This is a genomic window from Allobosea sp. GW822-FHT05A11, from assembly GCF_058800455.1.
This window is the reverse complement of record NZ_JBXAMI010000004.1, coordinates 511,267-529,252: the sequence shown is the minus strand read 5'-3', so window position 1 is coordinate 529,252 and position 17,986 is coordinate 511,267. Positions and strand designations below refer to the sequence as shown.

Here is a 17,986-nt window from a genome sequence, read left to right as displayed (position 1 = left end):
ACGATGAGCACCGGAAAATCGGGCGGCAAGACCGGCGGCAAGCCTGCCGGCGCGCGCGACATGCGCGTCAAGGTCAAGAAGGCCGGCAAGCTCAAGCATTCCTCGCAGCTCTGGCTCGAGCGCCAGCTCAACGACCCCTATGTCAAGCGGGCCAGGGAGATGGGCTACCGCTCGCGCGCGGCCTTCAAGCTCGAGGAGATGGACGACCGCTACAAGTTCCTGAAATCCGGACAACGCCTGGTCGACCTCGGCTGCGCGCCGGGCGGCTGGTGCCAGATCGCCGCCAAGCGCATCGGGCTGGAACAGGGCAAGGGCTATATCGTCGGCATCGACCTGCTCGCCGTCGACCCGATTCCCGGCGTCGACCTGATCCAGATGGATTTCATGGCCGAGGAGGCGCCTGCCCTGCTGACGGAGCGCCTCGGCGGCCGTGCCGACGGCGTGATGTCCGACATGGCCGCCAATACCACCGGCCACAAGAAGACCGACCACCTCAAGATCATCGCGCTCGCCGAGGCCGCGGTCGAATTCACGCATGACGTGCTGGCGCCGGGCGGCTTCTTCCTCGCCAAGCTGTTCCAGGGCGGCGAGAGCGCCGAACTCCTTGCCATGCTGAAGCGCGACTTCACCACGGTGCGCAACGTCAAGCCGGCAGCGAGCCGCGCCGATTCCTCCGAGCTTTACGTGCTGGCGACCGGGTATCGGCGGAAGAATACGGAAGATGGCGGGCGCGACGAAGCCGAATGACGGTCGGCCTGCCGCATTTTGCCGATATCGATGCGTTCGACGACTGGCGCGGCCAAGCGAATGACTGGCTGCCTGCGGCGCTCGATATCGCCGGCGCGGCGGGATTGCCCGTGGCCGATGTCACCGTCTTCGGCACCGGGACGAACCTCGTCATCGGCCTCGGCCCGACGCTGATCCTGAAGATCTTCCCGCCCCTGCTGCGGAGACAATTCCTGGCGGAGCGTGCCTCGCTGGGGCTGCTGGCGAACAGGCTATCGCTGCCGGTTCCCGAGCTCGTGGCAGAAGGCGAGCGCGACGGCTGGCCCTGGCTTGCGATGACGCGGCTCGACGGCGCGCTCGGCTCGAAAGTCTGGCCCGGTCTTACCGAAACCGCGAAGGAGCGGATCCTGGCCGAGATCGGCGCGACGATCGCGGCGGTTCAGGCTGTGCCACCCGGTCCGATCGCCGCGCTCGGCCCTGATTGGCCCGCCTTCATCAGCGGCCAGATCGCGCATTGCCGGGCGCGCCAGATCAGGCTCGGCCTGCCCGCGCGTTATCTCGAAGAGCTGGACGAGCTTCTGGCGGCAGCGTCGACCGCCGTTCCCCGCGACATCGATCCGGTTATCCTGACGGGCGAATACATCCCAGAGAATTTTCTGCTGGCAGAGGGTGGCGACGGCTGGCATCTCGCCGGCCTGTTCGACTTCGGCGACGTCTTCGCCGGTTTAGGGGAGTATGATCTGCTCGGTCCCAGCGCCTTCATGACCGAAGGCCGGCCCGGCCGGGTGCGCGCGCTCTTTGCAGGCTACGGTTACGGTCCGGACCGCATCGACGACGCGCTGATCCGGCGGCTGCTGATTCTCACCTTCCTGCACCGCGCCAGCGATCCGGTGGGCAAGATCGCGATCGCCGACTGGCCGACGAAGGCGAAGACTCTGGAGCAGCTCGGCCGGATGATGTGGCCGCGCTGACGTCGCCCCGCTGCCGCCGGACAGGAACCTGCCGTCACTCCGGGAAGACATCCCGTGGCAGATGGTTGGGATCGTAAGCGCCCGGCGCGTTCCGCGTCACGGAAGCCCAGATCCAGAAGCCGAAGCCGCCGAGGCCGAAGAGCGGCCCAGCCACCTCGAAAAACCCGGCCCTGCCGCTCAGGCCGATGTAAAGAACCGTCAATCCGGCGCCGCCGAAAATCACGGCGGCGATCAGCGTAACGACGATCAGGAAATGGTGGCGCCCCTCGGGAATGCCGCGCCGGAACGCGATAGCACCATACCCGCCCGCGACGAGGCGGCGGTGCAGATCCTCGATGAAGGCGATGAAGGTGGTATCGCGCTGCGGATCGTCCACGCCCCAGGGGCTGCTGGAATGGACGAAGAGCGGCCGGCCGGCACTGAAGGTCAATTCCGCCAAGGCTTCCCACGGCGAACGCGGCCCGCCATTGACCGCCTGCAGGCGCACGCTCGTGAGATTGGCGAAGGGCCGCAAGCCCGATCGACCATCGAGCTCATAGGCGATGCCGTCCTCGCTGAGCGTCAGTTCGGTTTCGGCCAACTTGAGCCGGGCCGCGCCGTTGCCGACGCAGAGATTGTAGCGCGTCTTGTCCGGGGGAGCGGGCGCCGCTTGCATGCCCTGACCTTGCGGCAAGACAGGGAATCTCGCAAGTTAGTCGAGCGGCTTCTGCTCCGCGATCGCCTCGGCGGTGACCTTGCGCGCGCTGACCGGGACATGGCCGGAAACCTCGGCGCCGGCATCCGGGGCGAGCTGCATCATCCAGAACACCGACGACGCCGAGATCAGGCCGACGATCAGGAAGGCCGGCCAGAAATCCCCGGCTGCAAGCGTCGTGCCGCCATGCAGGACATGGGCGCTCTCCAGGGCGAAGGCACCGATCGTGACGCCGATGCTCAACGAGAGCTGCTGGGCCACGCCGGACAGGCTGGTCGCGCTCGACATCTCGCGGTTGGAGACGTCGGCATAGCTCAGCGCGTTGATGCCGGTGAATTGCAGCGAGCGGAAGCAGCCGCCCACCAGCAGCACGGACAAGATGATCGCGTGCGGCGTCGTCGGCGTGAACAGGCCGGAGGCCGCGAGGAAGGCGGCGCCGATCACGGCGTTGACGGTCAGCACCCGCCGGAAGCCGAAGCGCGTCAGGATGGACTTCGCCAGCGTCTTCATGATCAGCGCGCCGGCCGCCGAGACGAAGGTGATCAGGCCGGACTGCAGCGCATCAAGCCCGAAGCCGAGCTGCAGCATCAGCGGCAGCAGGAACGGGATGGCCCCGATGCCAGTCCGGAAGACCGAGCCGCCGATCACGCCGGTCCGGAAGGTCGGAATCCGGAACAGCGACAGGTTGAGCACCGGATAGGGCACGCGCTGCGCATGGAACCAGTAGGCCGCCAGCGCCGCCGCGCCACCCAGCACGCAGGCATAGGACACCGCCTCCGGCACCAGATGGCGGCCGCCCGTATTGAGCCCGAGCATCAGGCTGGCAAAGCCGAAGGAAGAGAGCAGGAAGCCGCGGATATCCAGGGGCGGAACGTCCTCCTCGCGAACATCCTCGAAGAACAGGCTCGCCAGCACCAGGCCGACGAGGCCGATCGGGATGTTGATGAGGAAGATCCAGCGCCAGTCGAAATAGGTGGTGATGAAGCCGCCGAGCGGCGGCCCGACGACAGGCCCGACCAGAGCCGGAATCGTCAGATAGGCGAGTGCCCCCACGATCTCCGACTTGCTGACGCTGCGCAGGATGACGAGGCGCCCGACCGGCACCATCATCGCCCCGCCCATGCCCTGGATGAAGCGCGCGCCGACGAAGGCACCAAGCGAGTTGGAGACCGCGCAGAGCAGCGAGCCCAGCATGAACACGCAGAGCGCCGAGCGGAAGATCGTCCGGGCGCCGAAGCGATCCGCCATCCAGCCGGAGATCGGGATGAAGACGGCGAGGCTGACGAGATAGGAGGTCAGCGCCAGCTTCAGCGCGATCGGGTCCTCGCCGAGCGATTTCGCGATCACCGGCAGCGAGGTCGCGATCACCGTCGAATCGGTGTTCTCCATGAACAGCGCACAAGCGACGATCAGGGGCAGGAGTTTGGAGCGCTGCAAGACGTCGGACCTTAGGATTTCGGGCCTTCCGCGCCGCCGAATTAGGCGCGTTTGAAATCATAAGCTCGGCTATTAATGCCATGTGCACGAAGTGACGAGAGCGAAATCGCGGTTTATCGGCCGATTTGCCTGCTGCCTGCGCGCTTCCGCCATGCGCCAGAATTATGGCTCGGCGGCAAGCACAACGCCGCCATGCATTGAGCTCCCTCCTTCGCTGCCTGTGGCAGTCCCATCTCCCTGATGCCCGGCTGGAACCGGGCCGTCGCGAGGGGCGCGCGCCGTCAACCTCGGAGAAGCGCCATGATCAGCATCTCACCTGTATTCGCCGCCGCCCATCGCCTGTCCCCCGGCCTGCCCGTTCTCGGCATCGCCCTCCTTGCCGGCTTGAGCGGGGCGCCGAATCCGGCCGCAGCCGCCTCCGCTGGCTGGCAAAACGGCTGCCAGTTCAAGACGATTCCCGGAAGCGGCGGCGAAGGCCTGCGCTATGACGAATGCCTGCGGCTGGAAACCTGCCAGCAGATGGCCAATGCCGCAGGGCGGACCATCTTCGCGGCCGGCTGCTTCGGCATCGCGCCTGACGCGCCCGTCCATCCCGTAGCGGCTCGCCTGGCTCGCTGATCCGGGCGACGCTGGCGGAAACGGCGCAGCCTTTCACTCGCGCCGTTTCCGCACTGCAAAAGAATCCGTCCCGATGCACTAGCGGCCCCGCCACGCCCGTGCTAACGGGCCTCGTCAACTCGGCAATGGGCCTTTCGCCCTGCCCCTTTGAAAAGCCGGCCTCGCCCGGCGGTCGGAGTTGACGATGACGCTTTCCCTCGACGGTCTGATTCGCGACGGCCTTACCTTCGACGACGTGCTGCTCGAGCCGGGCCCGTCCGAGGTCATGCCGGCGGATGTCGACATCCGCACCAGGCTCACCCGCACCATCTCGCTGAACCTGCCGATCATCGCCTCGGCCATGGACACGGTCACCGAGGCCCGCATGGCGATCGCCATGGCGCAGGCCGGCGGCCTCGGCGTCATCCACCGCAATCTCGACGCCGACCAGCAGGCCGCCCAGGTCCGCCTCGTCAAGAAATTCGAATCGGGGATGATCGCCAACCCGATCACCATCCATCCCGACGAGACGCTGGCCGACGCGCTGGCGCTGATGAAGAACAACGGCATCTCCGGCATTCCGGTCGTCGAGCGCGGCCCGCAGGGCCACCACGGCAAGCTCGTCGGCATCCTCACCAACCGCGACGTGCGCTTCGCCGCCAACCCGGCCCAGCCGGTTTCGGAACTGATGACCAAGGAGCGCCTGATCACGGTGCGCGAGGGCGTCAATCCCGAGGAGGCGCGCCGCCTGCTGCACCAGTTCCGCATCGAGAAGCTGCTCGTCGTCGACGATCACTATCGCTGCATCGGCCTGATCACCGTCAAGGACATGGAGAAGCAGGTCGCCCACCCGAACGCCGCCAAGGACGCGCATGGCCGCCTCCTCGCCGCCGCCGCGACCACGACCGGCGACCAGGGCTTCGAGCGCTCGGAAATGCTGATCGATGCCGGCGTCGACCTGATCGTCGTCGACACCGCCCATGGGCATTCGGCCAAGGTGCTGGAAGCCGTCAGCCGGGTGAAGAAGCTCTCCAACTCCGTCCAGGTCATCGCCGGCAACGTCGCCACCGCCGGAGGTGCGCAGGCCCTGATCGATGCCGGCGCGGACGCCATCAAGATCGGAATCGGCCCGGGCTCGATCTGCACGACCCGCATCGTCGCCGGCGTCGGCGTGCCGCAGCTCACCGCGATCATGGATGCCGCCTCCGCCGGGGCGAAGGCCGGCGTCCCGGTCATCGCCGATGGCGGCATCAAGTATTCGGGCGACCTCGCAAAGGCGCTCGCGGCCGGTGCCTCCTGCGCCATGGTCGGCTCGCTGCTGGCCGGCACCGACGAGACCCCCGGCGAAACCTTCCTGTACCAGGGCCGCTCCTACAAGGCCTATCGCGGCATGGGCTCGGTCGGCGCGATGGCGCGCGGCTCGGCCGATCGCTACTTCCAGCAGGACATCAAGGATTCGCTGAAGCTCGTACCGGAAGGCATCGAGGGCCAGGTCGCCTACAAGGGCCCGGTCTCGAACGTGCTGCACCAGCTCGCCGGGGGCCTGCGCGCCGCTATGGGCTATGTCGGCGGCAAGGACCTCGCCGACTACCAGGCCAAGGCGCGCTTCATCCGCATCACCAGCGCCGGTCTGCGCGAGAGCCACGTCCATGACGTGACCATCGTGCGCGAGAGCCCGAACTACCCGACCCGCTCTTGAGTCATCGCGGGCATTGTGCAGCACTGGCCCGACTCATCCGGGCCGGTGCGACACGAGGCGACGCGCAACCATGACTCTCAAGCTGATCTATCCGACGCTGGCGATGATCTTCTGGATCTTCGTCGTCGGCGTCGTCCTCGCCCTGCGTCGCAAGACCGCCTTCACCAGCGGCGCCGTCCGGCCCGACGAGGTCACGGTCTCGACCGAGCGCTACCCCGTCCCGGCCCGGCTTGCCGCAGCGAACTTCACCAACCAGTTCGAAACACCGGTGATCTTCTTCGCACTCGTGATGATCGCGATGGAGACCGGCGCGACCGGCTATGTCATGGCGCTCCTGGCCTGGCTCTATGTCGCGACCCGCGTCGTCCACACCCTGATCCATATCGGCCCCAACCCGCTGAAGCTGCGCGGCGCGATCTACGGCATCGGCGTCATCGCGCTGTTCTGCATGTGGCTCGGCGTCCTCATCTCCGTGCTCTGAGAGACCGGGCCTGCCTCGCCTCGCTCCCGTTAAGCATTCCACCCGTTTCCGCCGGCTGCGAGCCGGGAAGCGTTGAAGCTTAACGAAAAGTAAACTACACCCCGAATGGCGGCGGACGGTGGACAAGCGTAGTTTGGAGTGACGCGATGTTGCGTGTCCGTGAAGTCCCGGCGCGGGTTTTCGCCCGCGACGGTGAAGTTCTGGCTGCCGTTTCCGGCAAGACGAAGATCGCAAGGCGCAGCCCCGCGGCACGCCTCCTGGCGCTCGCCGCGCTCGGGGTCGCGCTCGGCTCCGGGGGCATCGTGCTGACGGCCTCGATGGTCCAGGCCGAGGGCGATGCCGGCACGCGTGAATTCATCATGCAGGAAGCCGCGCGCCGCACCGAGCAGACCCGCATGCGGAATGCCGCCTACACCTCGACACGCTATGCCCCGCAAGCCAATGCCTATGCGCCCGCCGGCCATGGCTGGCGCCTGCCGCTCATGCAGACATTGCCGGACGGTCGCCTCGCCCACCCGCCGGTCGACCTCAACCCCTTCCGCAAATCGGCCCGGAAACCCGCCGAGCGGCGGCGCAAGGTCGCGGGCACCGCGACCGCCTCGCTCGATACCGTCACCGGCGCGGCAAACCGGGCCCAGACCTTCTGCGTCCGCCTTTGCGACGGTTTCCCCGCTCCCATCGGCTATCTCCGCGCGGCCGGTGACATGAAGGCCCATGAAGCGCTGTGCCAGGCGGCGAATCCCGGTGTTCCGGTCAAGGTCTTCAGGATGGCCGCCGGCGCGACCGGCATGGCGGCCGCCGTGGCGGCCGACGGCAAGCGCTATGGCGCCCTGCCAATGGCCTTCAGCCATGAGAAAGCGGCCGACCCTGCCTGCCGGTCCCCCATCGTCCAGGCCGGCGAACGGCGGATCTCCCTGCTGCGCGACATCACCTTGCGGCCGGGCGACAGCGTCGTGCTCGACGGCAAGGTTTCGACCTTCACCGGCGGTTCGAGCTGGCCCTATAGCCGGCGCGACTTCCGCGACTTCCGCACAGCGTCGGAACTCAGCAAGTCCCAACGCAAGCAGATCGACGAGCGGGTCGGCATTTCCCGAATGGAAGCGGAGGCGCGCAGCGTCCGCCGCCAGATGCGGGTCCGCGAGGCGCGTCTGCAAGACGATACCTTCGCCAGCGACGCGATCCTGCGCGGCACGGTCGATCCGACGGCACGCGAGTCGGTCCGGCTGATCCCGCTGCCGACGCGATAAGCGTTGAGACTTTCGACGCTCCTTGTCCGTCCGGGACTTCGCGCCTCGGGGGCGCCCCGGAATGACAACGGCTTGGGCCTGATGCGAGCCGGTATTGCGCCCCTGTTCGACAGGAAACTGACGGCCCCAGCCGCGGCAGGTCGCCTCATTCAAAAGATGTACGACCGGATCGCGCGCGAAATCTCTTCGTCTTTCCAAGGCAATGCTTGATTTATTAGAATTCGTCAAAATAAGAAGTTAGCTAGAATTCGTCTAAGGCATTGATATCATAGGATTACTTCATTGACGCCCCCTGCCGGGCGTTCTATCGCTCGCCCGTCGCGCTGATCGCGCCCATCGACGGAGCAGAAGAATGATCGCAAAGACCTATCTCCACGCCCTGGCGCTGTCGTCCTGCCTGCTGGCCGCCCCGGCCTTCGCGCAGGGTGTGAACCTCTACACCACCCGCGAACCCGCCTTGCTCAACCCGGTGCTGGAAGCCTTCACCAAGGACACCGGCATCAAGGTCAACGCGGTCTTCCTGAAGGACGGCCTGCAGGAGCGCATCCGCGCCGAAGGCGCCAACAGCCCGGCCGACGTCATGCTGATGGTCGACGTCGGCGAGATCAACGCCGCGGTCGATGCCGGCATCACCCAGCCGATCAAGTCCGCGGTCGTCGACAAGACCGTCCCGGCGCAGCTTCGCCCCGACAACAACTGGGTCACGCTGACCAAGCGCGCCCGCGTCGTCGTGGTCTCGAAGGAGCGCGTCAAGCAGGACGCGATCACCTATGAGGACCTCGCCGACCCCAAGTGGAAGGGCAAGTTCTGCATCCGCGCCGGCCAGCACCCCTATAACAACGCGCTCTTCGCCGCCTATCTCGCCCATCACGGCGCAGAGAAGACCGAGACCTGGCTCAAGGCCGTGCGCGCCAACGCCGCCCGCAAGCCCGGCGGCGGCGACCGCGACGTCGCCCGCGACATCCAGTCGGGCCTCTGCGACATCGCCATCATCAACACCTACTATATCGGCCTGATGAGCCAGGCGAAGAACGAGCAGAAGGGCTGGTTCGACGCGATCCAGCCGCTCAAGACCACCTTCGCCGGCGGCGGCACCCATGTGAACGTCTCGGCCGCCGCGCTGGCCAAGAACGCTCCGAACAAGGAGAACGCGGTCAAGCTGGTGGAGTACATGCTCGGCGACAAGGCGCAGGCCCTCTACGCGAACGGCAATTTCGAGTTCCCGGTCAACGCGGCCGTGACCGACTCCGCCGCCGTCAAGCTGCTCGGCGCCGTCACCCCGGACAAGCTGCCGCTCTCCGAGGTGGCCAAGCAGCGCAAGGCCGCGGCGAATCTTGTCGACAAGGTCGGCTTCGACAATTGAGCCTGAGCCAACCGCTCAATCAGCAGCGACGGTCGCCATTCTCGTGGCGGCCGTCGACGCGTTTTGCCTATGCGGCGATCGGAGGCGCGGCGCTCGTGCTGCTGCCGCTGCTTGCGCTCGTCGCGACCGCATTGTCCTCGCGGCAGGCGGCCGAGATCTGGCCGCATCTCGCCGCCAACGTCCTGCCGACAGCCCTCGTCCAGACCAGTCTGCTGCTGGCCGGCATCGGCACGGCCTGCGCCGTGATCGGCGTCGGCACCGCCTGGCTGGTGACGCAGTATGATTTCCCGGGGCGGCGCTCGCTCGAATGGCTGCTCGTGCTGCCGCTGGCGCTGCCGACCTATCTGACCGCCTATATCTACGTCGAGTTCCTCGGCTTCCAGGGGCCGCTCCAGAGCGCGTTGCGCGCCGCCACCGGCTGGCGCTCGCTGCGCGACTACTGGTTTCCCGATCCGCGCAACCTGCCGGGCGCGATCGCGATCATGGCGATCGTGCTCTACCCATACGTCTATCTCAGCACGCGCGCGCTGTTCAGCGTGCAGGGCGCCAGCATCGTCGAGGCCGCGCGCAATCTCGGCGCGGCGCCCGGCCGCCTGTTCTGGCGCATCGGCCTGCCGCTCGCGCGCCCGGCTTTGGCCGCCGGCCTGACCCTCGTCCTGCTGGAGACGCTGAACGATATCGGTGCCACCGAATATCTCGGCGTCCGCTCGCTGACGCTCTCGATCTACACGACCTGGGTCAATCGCGGCTCGCTGCCCGGCGCAGCCCAGATCGCCTGCGTCATGCTACTGATCGTCTTCGCGCTGATCCTCGCCGAGAGGAAGCTGCGCGGACAGCGCCGCTTCGCCCTGCCGGTCCGCCAGCCCCGACCGGTGACGCGCCGGCCGCTGCATGGTCGCAGCGCCGCTCTGGCCGCCCTCGCCTGCGCCCTGCCCGTGCTGTTCGGTGCCGCCTTGCCGATCGGCTATCTCCTCACCGAAATCCTGCAGCGTGGCCTGCTGGCCCAGTTCGACGCCGCGCTGTTGCGGCTTCTCGGCAATGCATTGCTGCTCTCCGGCCTCGCATCGATCCTGGTCGTGGCGCTCGGGCTCGGCATCGCCACGGCCAGCCGCAGTGGCCGCGAGACCTGGCTGAAGCCCCTCGCCCGCATTGCCAGCCTCGGCTACGCCGTGCCGGGCACCGTGCTCGCGCTCGGCCTGCTGATCCCGCTCGCGGCCTTCGACAACCTGCTGGCCGATGCCGCATCCGCCCTGTTCGGCCTCAAGCCGGGCCTGATCCTGATCGGCTCCGGCGCCGCGCTCGTCATCGCCTATACCGTGCGATTCCTCGCCATCGGGGTCTCCGGCGTCGAGAGCGGGCTGGCGCGGGTCTCGCCGCGGATCGACGATGCAGCCCGCGCGCTTGGTGCCGCCGGGCCGGAGGTGCTGCGCCGCATCCACTGGCCGCTGGCCCGACCGGCCATCGCCGCAGCCGGGCTTCTTGTCTTCGTCGACTGCCTCAAGGAATTGCCGGCTACGCTGCTGCTGCGCCCGCTCAATGTCGACACGCTGGCGACCGTGGTTTACGGTCATGCCTCGCGCGGCGTCTTCGAGGATGGCGCGCTGGCGGCGCTGCTGATCATCCTGGCCGGGCTCTATCCAGCCTTCGTCCTGGCGAAAGCCGGCACGAATCGCGCGGGATAGCCGGCTTTCCCGCCTCGACAAGCCCTCGGCATCGGCCTAAACCCTGTGCCGCCAGGGGGCTGGCTGAATTTCGGCCCGGTGCCGATTCGGAAGTCCATGACCAGACGCGCTGCGATCATCGCCTTCAGCCTCGTCGTCGCCATCGGCCTGCTCGGTTCGCGGTCGTGGGACGTTGCGCTGGGCCGTGTCCAGCGCGCGGCCGTCAGCGCGATCGAAGAGCGGACCGGCTTCGTCGTCAAGGCGATCGAGCGCGCCGAAATCGCCCTGCTCCCGCTACCCCGCATCAGCCTGTCGCAGGTCGCCTTCAGCCAGCGCGACGGTGCGCTCTCCGGCGAGGCCGTACGGGTCAAAGCGCAGTTGCGGCTTCTGCCGCTACTGGGCGGGCGGATCAGCTTCGACCGGGTCGATCTGATCGCGCCGCGGATCGACGTCGCCGTTCCTGCCGGAAGCGACGGCGTCACCGAATGGCTCAGCACTCCGCTCGCCGAATTCGAGCGGCTGCAAAGCCAGAGCAAGATCGTCATCCGCTCGGGCTCTGTCTTCCTGCGGGCGAATGGTGCGATCCAGAGCGTCGTACGCGATCTCGATCTCGTCATCGACGAGCGCAGCCTCAACGAGCCTCTCGCCCTGTCCGGCTCGCTCAACTGGCGCGGCGTACCGACCGAGGTGAGCCTGCTCTGGCCGATGGTGGGAGGCAGCGCCAAGACCGCTCTCTCGGCGACCTCCTCCTTGCTGAAGCTGCGCTTCGAGGGCACGCGCTCCGGCCCCGGCGCACCGGTAATCAACGGTCTGCTTGCCCTTTCCACACCTTCGCTTCCCGAGCTTTTCGGCTGGTTCGGCGAGGAATCGCGGCTGGCCTCGGCGCTTGGCACCGTCGCCGTCTCGGCCGACATCCAGGTGAAGCCCCGCGAGGTCTCGTTCAACAACGCCATCGTCAGTCTCGACGGCGAGCGCCTCGACGGCGCGATCAAGCTTGCCGATGCCGGTGGACGCTTCGCGCTGTCGGGCACACTCGCCGGCGTGACGCTCGATCTCGGCCGGCTTGTCGATCGACTGCCGGTCCCGGTCGTCGATGCAGCCGATACCGCGCCCTTCGACCTCGATGCCTGGACCGCGCGCGACATCGATCTGCGGATATCGGTCGACTCCGTCCGTCTGAAAGGCGCAAAGCTCACCGACGTCGCGACCTATCTCCTGGTGAAGAAGGGTCGGTTCGAAACCGGCCTGCTGCGGGCCAGCGCCTATGGCGGCAGCGTCAAGAGCCGTTTGCTCGCGGTCGGAGTTCCCGCCGGCGTCGACGTCAAGCTCCAGGCCGGCCTCGACAAGGTGAATATCGGCCAGGCTGCTTCCGACCTGCCGCAACTGGCGCGCCTCAGCGGCACCGGCGGCCTGCAGCTCACGCTCGATGGCGTCGGGCGCTCCTTCGACGAGTTGCTGGGCTCGCTCACCGGACGGGCCAACCTCGCGGCCCGGCAGGGCGAGATCGGCGGCGCCGCCTTCGGCGAACTGCTCCGCCGCGCCGAACGCAGCCCGGCCCAGGCCCTGCGCGAATGGCGGCAGGGCAAGACGCCGTTCGAGACGATCTCGGCCAATGCCGGGATCGCCGGCGGGCTTCTCGCCCTGACCGAGGCGCAGATGACCGGCTCGAACTACCGCTTCAACCTGGCCGGCAGCGCCTCGCTGCGCACCCGCAACCTCGACATGACCGCGCTGCTCACCTCGCCGAACGGCAACCTGAAACTGCCCTTCCGGCTCAAGGGCCCGATCGATGTTCCCGCCTTCGATATCGAGGCCGAGGCCTTCCTCAGCCCCGCCGGCGCCTCCCTCGTGCCGACGCTGCTCACCCGGTAGCTCCCAACCCGCTTTCGCGCTCCCCCGAAATCCGCTCTGATGCGGCCGGACCTTGTTGCGGCAGCGGGAAGGATGCGGCGATGAAGATGTGGCTCATGGGCGCTCTCGCGCTCGCAGGATGGATGACGGCAGGCATGGCCGACGCGCAGGAACCGACGGTCGAGAAGAAGGTCTTCGAGCTCGCGAACTTCACCACCCAGAGCGGACGGGCGCTGAAGAATGTCCGCGTCGGCTGGGAGAGCTACGGCACGCTCAACGCCGACAAATCCAATGCCGTGCTGATCTGCCATTTCTTCTCCGGCAACTCCCATGCGGCCGGCAAATACGACGCCAGCGACGCAGCGCCGGGCTACTGGGACGCGATCATCGGCCCCGGCAAGGCGATCGACACCAACAAGTATTTCGTCCTGTCCTCGGACACGCTGGTGAACCTCAACACGGGCGACCCCAAGACCACCACCACCGGCCCGGCCTCGACCAATCCCGATACCGGCAAGCCTTATGGCCTCGATTTCCCGGTCGTCACGGTGCGCGACTTCGTCGAGGTCCAGAAGGCGCTGGTCGAAAGCCTTGGTATCAGAAAGCTCGCTTTGGTCGCCGGCCCCTCGATGGGTTCGCTCCAGACCTTCGAATGGGCGACGAGCCATCCCGAGATGGTCGCCAAGGCCATGCCGGTGATCGGTGCGGCTGAGGCCGATGCGATGCTGATCGCCTGGCTCGACGTCTGGGCCGCGCCGATCCTCGTCGATCCCAACTGGAACAATGGCGATTACTACGGCAAGGCCCCGCCGCTCGCCGGCCTCGCCAAGGCGCTGACGGCAGTGACGCTACAGGCGAACCACCAGGACTGGGCCAATGCCACCTTCGGCCGCCGCCCGGCCAAGGAGGGCGAGGAGCCCGGCAAGGCGCTCGCCAACAAGTTCCAGGTCCAGAGCGTGCTCGACAATGCCGGCATGGCCCGCGCGAAGGTCTCGGACGCCAACCACTTCCTCTATCTCGTCAAGGCGAACCAGCTCTTCGCCGCCGGCGGCACTTCGCTGGCCGACGGCATGGCCAAGATCAAGGCGCCGATGCTGCTGATCACCCAGCCGAAGGACCTCGTCTTCACGCCCGACATGGTCGCGACGACCGTGAAGGCGGCGAAGGAGGCCGGGCGCGACATCACCCACGCCACCATCGACGGCACGCGCGGCCATCTCGACGGCGTGATCTCGATGAAGCAGGCCGAGGGCGCGATCCGGGCGTTCCTGGAGAAATAGGCGATAGCAGCCGGCCGCTCACGCCGCGGCCGGCTCCTCCATCCGGTGGACGATCCGGTCGATCAGGCCCCATTCCAGCGCCTCTTCCGCCGTCATGAAGCGGTCGCGGTCGAGCGTGCGCTCGACCTCCTCGTAAGTTCGCCCGCAATGCTCGGCATAGAGCCGGGTCAGCCGGTGCTTGGTCTGCCGCATCTCCTCGGCATGGATGAAGATGTCGGAGGCCTGCCCCTGGAAGCCGCCGAGCGGCTGATGGACATGCAGGCTCGCATTGGGCAGCGCCCCGCGTTCGCCCGGCTCCCCCGCCATCAGCAGGAACGAGCCCATCGAGCGCGCCGTGCCCATGCACAGCGTATGCACCGGCGAGCGGATGTAGCGCATCGTGTCGTACATGGCGAAGCCGCTGGTCACCACGCCGCCCGGCGAGTTGATGTAGAGATGGATCGGCTTCTTCGGATTCTCCGCCTCGAGGAAGAGGAGCTGCGCGCAGACCAGCGCGCTCATCGCGTCGTTGACCTCGCCGTTGAGGAAGATGATCCGCTCGCGCAGCAGCCGCGAGTAGATGTCGAACGAGCGCTCCCCGCGGCTCGACTGCTCGACGACCATAGGGACGAGTTGCATCGCTTCGCGCATCGGCGAACTCCAAAATCTTGGGGAATGGATGGTGAGGTTTCGCTTCGCCTTAAGCAGCGGCACGCATCAGCGGCGGCGCATTGCTGTTCGCCGGGATCAGATCCTGTCCGACGCGGCGATCGGTCAATTCATGGATCACATGCAGGCTGCTTCCACCGGCCTCGTTGGCGTCGATCCGGAACGTGACCACGCTTGCCAGAAACGGCGGCTCGCTGTCGCGCATCCGGTAGCGCAGCGCCTCGCCCGGCGTGACGATGCTCGGCTTGGGATCGGCCAGCTCCGCCTCGGGCAGCCAGTGCTCACGCAGGCCGGGCGTGCTGAGCGCGCGCCAGAGCTTCTCGGGCGGCTCGTCGAACCGGAATTCGAAGACGAGAGGATCAATCGCCGCTTCGCTGTCGTCGCCGCTCATTGATCCATCTCCCTGAGCAAGGTCCTGAGATCGTCGATCCGCGCCGGCCAGAAGGCGCGGTATTTCGTCAGCCAGCGCGCGACCAGCGCGAGCCCCTCCGGATCGACCCGGTAGTTGACGAAGCGTCCCTGCCGCTCCTCGCGAACGAGGCTCGCCCCCCGCAGGACCGCGAGATGCTGAGACATCGCCGGCTGGCTGATCGCCATGCCCTCGCGCAACGCGCTGGCATTCAGGCTGCCCGCCGTAAGCTTGTTGAGGATGGCGCGCCGCGTCGGATCGGCCAGTGCCTTGAAGATCTCGTTCTCGATCATGCAATCACATAAGCATTCACTTATGTGATACGCAAGAGCTTTTGTTCGGGTCACCCGCCCAAGCCCGCCAGCATCGCCGCCTCGTTCTCCCGGATGCGAGGCGTGAGCCCTGTGCTAGCCTGTCACGAGCACCGAGCAGGGCACGAAAGGGTACGCGATGAGGATGACGAGACCGGGAATTCTCCTCCTCTGCGCCGTCCTGTCGTCTCCCGCATGGGCCGCCTGTACGGAGCCGCCGGCCGGTTCGGCTCAGGCTCCTGCCCTGTCACCGCCGCTGAGCCAGGCCGTAACCGGCGCCGGCCGCCTGCAATTCCATTCAGCGCCGGACAGCGCATGCCCCATGAAGGGCGTCTTCATCATCCCGAAGGACGCGGTCATCACTTATGCGCAGACACGGGATGGCTGGTCGTCGGTGATGTATCTCAATCCCAGAACCGGCAGCGACGTCAGTGGCTGGGTCAGGTCTGCACGATTGAAGACGGTCGGGACCATGGGGCCGAAGCACTGATTGCTGCGCACGAAGCTACGAAATCTGCAATGGGTCGCGATCAGGCACCAGACCGTTCTCCATTCGCGAGCTGTTCCGGGGTTGGCTCTTCGTCGGACGACGCGTCCGCGCCACGCTGACCCACGACGCCGAACGGCTTGGAACGGGCATATTCGACGTCCCGCGATATCGCGGTATCCGTCTTGATGGGATGGCCTCGGATTCGATCTCGAAGCATCCTTATGGGCGCCTCAACGAAAAGGTCCGACAGCCAAGCTACGGCAAGGGAGAGCGCAATCACCGCTGCCACAGTCCAATAGGAGGCCGGAAGAAGCGCATACGCGAAAACCAGAACAACATACTGCTGCAGATAGAGCGGGAAAGACAGGTCGCCGATCCGTCGGTCGATGCGGCTCCAGGGTACTGGTAGCTTCACGGGGATGAGGATGAGGAAGATGAGCGTTAGAATGAAGAACAGGATGAAATGAACGGTGTTGTGCGCTTCGGTAAGCTGCCGCGCCGGCAAAAATGAGGGCATGCTCATTTCTGTGCAGGTCCAGAGGCATAGAGCGAACAGGGCAGCAACGATGCCGTAGCTGAGCCATGACGGTGCACGCGTGGCGAGATAGGCCGCTATCCCGAGAGCAAAGTAAGGCACGAATCCAAAGAGACCGGGCCCCTTTTGGTTCAATGCGGCCGTGAACATGAGAGCTGCCACGATCAAAAGCGTGACATAGGACAGGCGTCGCTGATAGGCCCCGATCCACAAGGTGACACCCAGAAGGCTGTAAAAGAAAACCTCGACTCGCAAAGCCCAGACATATGGGATGAAAGGCGGTCGATCCTGGCCGTAACCCGGTAACATCATAAAGAAATTGGCGAATATATTATCCAAAGATAGAATTTGATCTTCAGAATACGGTACAAGCTTATTCGGTAGAAAATTTGCAATCAGGGCCGCAGCCATGGCAATTGCGCCAATGGATAGCGCTAAGGACATCACATATTGAGGCACGATACGCAGGGCGCGGTTTGCAGCGAACTGCAAAGGTCGCTTCCAATAGATATTCTCCGCAGCCTCTGTGATGACGAAACCGGAAAGAGCGAAAAAGACGAGAACCGCAACTGAACCAGTTGCCCAGCTCCAGTTTGCCTGCATCTCGGCTGGCCCGACATGGCCGACATGTTGGAGGAGAACAAGCAGAGCCAGTAATGTCCTAAGCGTCCCAAACGGTCTGTAAGGCATAGCTGCCTCCCCCTGGTCCGTAATCGAGCCGATCACACGAAAAGGTTCTTGATGGTTGGCAAGAACGCGGGCGGTTCCAGGCGGCGGGGCGGCCTCAACCCGAATGACCGGAAGGTCGATCAGAGAGCTGCAAAAGCGGTCTAGCGGATGAAGCCGGAAGAGCTCGATGCGATGCGTCGTAACGGCGAGGATGAATGACCGCAACGGATCGAAAGCAGCCCTTCCAACCCGTCCCTACCCCGCCTGCGCGGCAGCCTTGATCCCGTCGATCACGAACTGCACCGCCAGCGCCGCCAGGATCACTCCCAGCAGGCGCGTCAGCACGATATTGCCGGTGACGCCCAGAAGCTTCGCGATCGGCGTCGCCGAGAGGAACACCAGAAGACAGGACAACACCACCAGCCCGCAGATCACAGCCAGCGTCGCCAGCAGCAGCGGGTCGCCGCCGGCGCGGCCGGCAAGCAGGATCATCGCCGTCAGCGCGCCCGGCCCCGCCATCAGCGGGATCGCCAGCGGGAAGGCCGCGACATTGCGGATATGGTCCTGGGTGATCGCGGTATCCGCCGTCTGCTGCTTGCGCTCTGTCCGGCGCTCGAACACCATCTCGAAGGCGATCCAGAACAGCAGCAGCCCGCCCGCAATGCGGAAGGCCGGCAGCGAGACGCCGAGCGCCTTCAGCACGATGTCGCCCGCCACGGCGAAGAAGGCCATGATGCAGAAGGCGATGATCGAGGCGCGGATGGCGACCTGCCGCCGCTCGCTTTCCGACATCCCGCGCGTCAGCGACAGGAAGATCGGCGCAAGGCCTGGCGGGTCGAGCGTCACCAGCATGGTGACGAGGGCTGCGGTGGCGAATTCGACGAACATGGCGCCACATCAGCATGCCGCAGGCCCGC

General features: G+C 66.2%; 18 protein-coding genes. 11 read left to right on the top strand and 7 right to left on the bottom strand.

The genetic code is table 11. From position 1 onward, the window contains the following. Positions 1 to 3 precede the first annotated feature (3 nt). Entirely contained in the window at positions 4 to 747 is a 744-nt protein-coding gene (locus tag AC1RLU_RS16465; protein ID WP_492796816.1) for an RlmE family RNA methyltransferase, read from the top strand. Further along, positions 744 to 1,697, top strand: coding sequence for an aminoglycoside phosphotransferase family protein (locus AC1RLU_RS16460; protein ID WP_492796814.1), 954 nt, complete (start codon positions 744 to 746; stop codon positions 1,695 to 1,697). The genes AC1RLU_RS16465 and AC1RLU_RS16460 overlap by 4 nt, the downstream gene beginning before the upstream one ends. Positions 1,698 to 1,731: 34 nt before the next feature. On the opposite strand, the gene AC1RLU_RS16455 is transcribed toward AC1RLU_RS16460, so the two are convergent. Further along, on the bottom strand, positions 1,732 to 2,352 hold the full coding sequence (locus AC1RLU_RS16455; protein WP_492796813.1) for a hypothetical protein: 621 nt from the start codon (positions 2,350 to 2,352) through the stop codon (positions 1,732 to 1,734). 36 nt (positions 2,353 to 2,388) lie between these two features. Continuing rightward, entirely contained in the window at positions 2,389 to 3,828 is a 1,440-nt protein-coding gene (locus tag AC1RLU_RS16450) for a DHA2 family efflux MFS transporter permease subunit (RefSeq protein ID WP_061967714.1), read from the bottom strand. A 300-nt stretch (positions 3,829 to 4,128) separates the two neighbouring features. Between AC1RLU_RS16450 and AC1RLU_RS16445 the strand changes: the two genes are divergently transcribed. The 8 genes from AC1RLU_RS16445 (at position 4,129) to AC1RLU_RS16410 (ending at position 14,007) form a co-directional block, all read left to right on the top strand. Beyond that, positions 4,129 to 4,446 carry a hypothetical protein gene (locus tag AC1RLU_RS16445; RefSeq protein ID WP_492796811.1) on the top strand — a complete coding sequence of 106 codons (318 nt, stop codon included), beginning with the start codon at positions 4,129 to 4,131 and terminating at the stop codon, positions 4,444 to 4,446. A gap of 184 nt (positions 4,447 to 4,630) precedes the next feature. Then, positions 4,631 to 6,124, top strand: a complete 1,494-nt coding sequence (guaB, locus tag AC1RLU_RS16440) for an IMP dehydrogenase (protein WP_061967710.1) — start codon at positions 4,631 to 4,633, stop codon at positions 6,122 to 6,124. 70 nt (positions 6,125 to 6,194) lie between these two features. Beyond that, positions 6,195 to 6,605 carry an MAPEG family protein gene (locus AC1RLU_RS16435; protein WP_492796810.1) on the top strand — a complete coding sequence of 137 codons (411 nt, stop codon included), beginning with the start codon at positions 6,195 to 6,197 and terminating at the stop codon, positions 6,603 to 6,605. Between the two features lie 146 nt (positions 6,606 to 6,751). Further along, positions 6,752 to 7,852, top strand: a complete 1,101-nt coding sequence (locus AC1RLU_RS16430) for a DUF2865 domain-containing protein (protein ID WP_492796808.1) — start codon at positions 6,752 to 6,754, stop codon at positions 7,850 to 7,852. A gap of 352 nt (positions 7,853 to 8,204) precedes the next feature. Then, positions 8,205 to 9,215 carry an extracellular solute-binding protein gene (locus AC1RLU_RS16425; RefSeq protein WP_492796806.1) on the top strand — a complete coding sequence of 337 codons (1,011 nt, stop codon included), beginning with the start codon at positions 8,205 to 8,207 and terminating at the stop codon, positions 9,213 to 9,215. 95 nt (positions 9,216 to 9,310) lie between these two features. Then, a complete protein-coding gene (locus AC1RLU_RS16420) occupies positions 9,311 to 10,897 on the top strand; it encodes an ABC transporter permease (RefSeq protein ID WP_492796804.1) in 1,587 nt (528 codons plus the stop codon). Positions 10,898 to 10,993: 96 nt separating this feature from the next. After that, entirely contained in the window at positions 10,994 to 12,748 is a 1,755-nt protein-coding gene (locus AC1RLU_RS16415) for an AsmA family protein (RefSeq protein WP_492796803.1), read from the top strand. A gap of 80 nt (positions 12,749 to 12,828) precedes the next feature. After that, entirely contained in the window at positions 12,829 to 14,007 is a 1,179-nt protein-coding gene (locus AC1RLU_RS16410) for an E22 family MetX-like putative esterase (protein WP_492796802.1), read from the top strand. An 18-nt stretch (positions 14,008 to 14,025) separates the two neighbouring features. Here AC1RLU_RS16410 and AC1RLU_RS16405 read toward each other — a convergent pair whose 3' ends face one another. From AC1RLU_RS16405 to AC1RLU_RS16395, 3 genes are read right to left on the bottom strand one after another with little or no spacing between them, the layout of a single operon-like run. Then, on the bottom strand, positions 14,026 to 14,637 hold the full coding sequence (locus AC1RLU_RS16405; protein ID WP_091859633.1) for an ATP-dependent Clp protease proteolytic subunit: 612 nt from the start codon (positions 14,635 to 14,637) through the stop codon (positions 14,026 to 14,028). Between the two features lie 49 nt (positions 14,638 to 14,686). After that, positions 14,687 to 15,046 carry an SRPBCC family protein gene (locus AC1RLU_RS16400; protein WP_492796800.1) on the bottom strand — a complete coding sequence of 120 codons (360 nt, stop codon included), beginning with the start codon at positions 15,044 to 15,046 and terminating at the stop codon, positions 14,687 to 14,689. Further along, on the bottom strand, positions 15,043 to 15,357 hold the full coding sequence (locus tag AC1RLU_RS16395; RefSeq protein WP_492796798.1) for an ArsR/SmtB family transcription factor: 315 nt from the start codon (positions 15,355 to 15,357) through the stop codon (positions 15,043 to 15,045). The genes AC1RLU_RS16400 and AC1RLU_RS16395 overlap by 4 nt, the downstream gene beginning before the upstream one ends. 340 nt (positions 15,358 to 15,697) lie before the next feature. Here AC1RLU_RS16395 and AC1RLU_RS16390 point away from each other — a divergent pair, with 340 nt between their 5' ends. Next, complete coding sequence (locus AC1RLU_RS16390; RefSeq protein WP_210184322.1) at positions 15,698 to 15,865, top strand: hypothetical protein; 168 nt, start codon at positions 15,698 to 15,700, stop codon at positions 15,863 to 15,865. A gap of 40 nt (positions 15,866 to 15,905) precedes the next feature. On the opposite strand, the gene AC1RLU_RS16385 is transcribed toward AC1RLU_RS16390, so the two are convergent. Then, positions 15,906 to 17,090 carry an acyltransferase family protein gene (locus AC1RLU_RS16385; RefSeq protein WP_492796797.1) on the bottom strand — a complete coding sequence of 395 codons (1,185 nt, stop codon included), beginning with the start codon at positions 17,088 to 17,090 and terminating at the stop codon, positions 15,906 to 15,908. Between the two features lie 234 nt (positions 17,091 to 17,324). Then, positions 17,325 to 17,957, bottom strand: coding sequence for a MarC family protein (locus tag AC1RLU_RS16380; protein ID WP_061967694.1), 633 nt, complete (start codon positions 17,955 to 17,957; stop codon positions 17,325 to 17,327). Between the last annotated feature and the right edge of the window lie 29 nt (positions 17,958 to 17,986).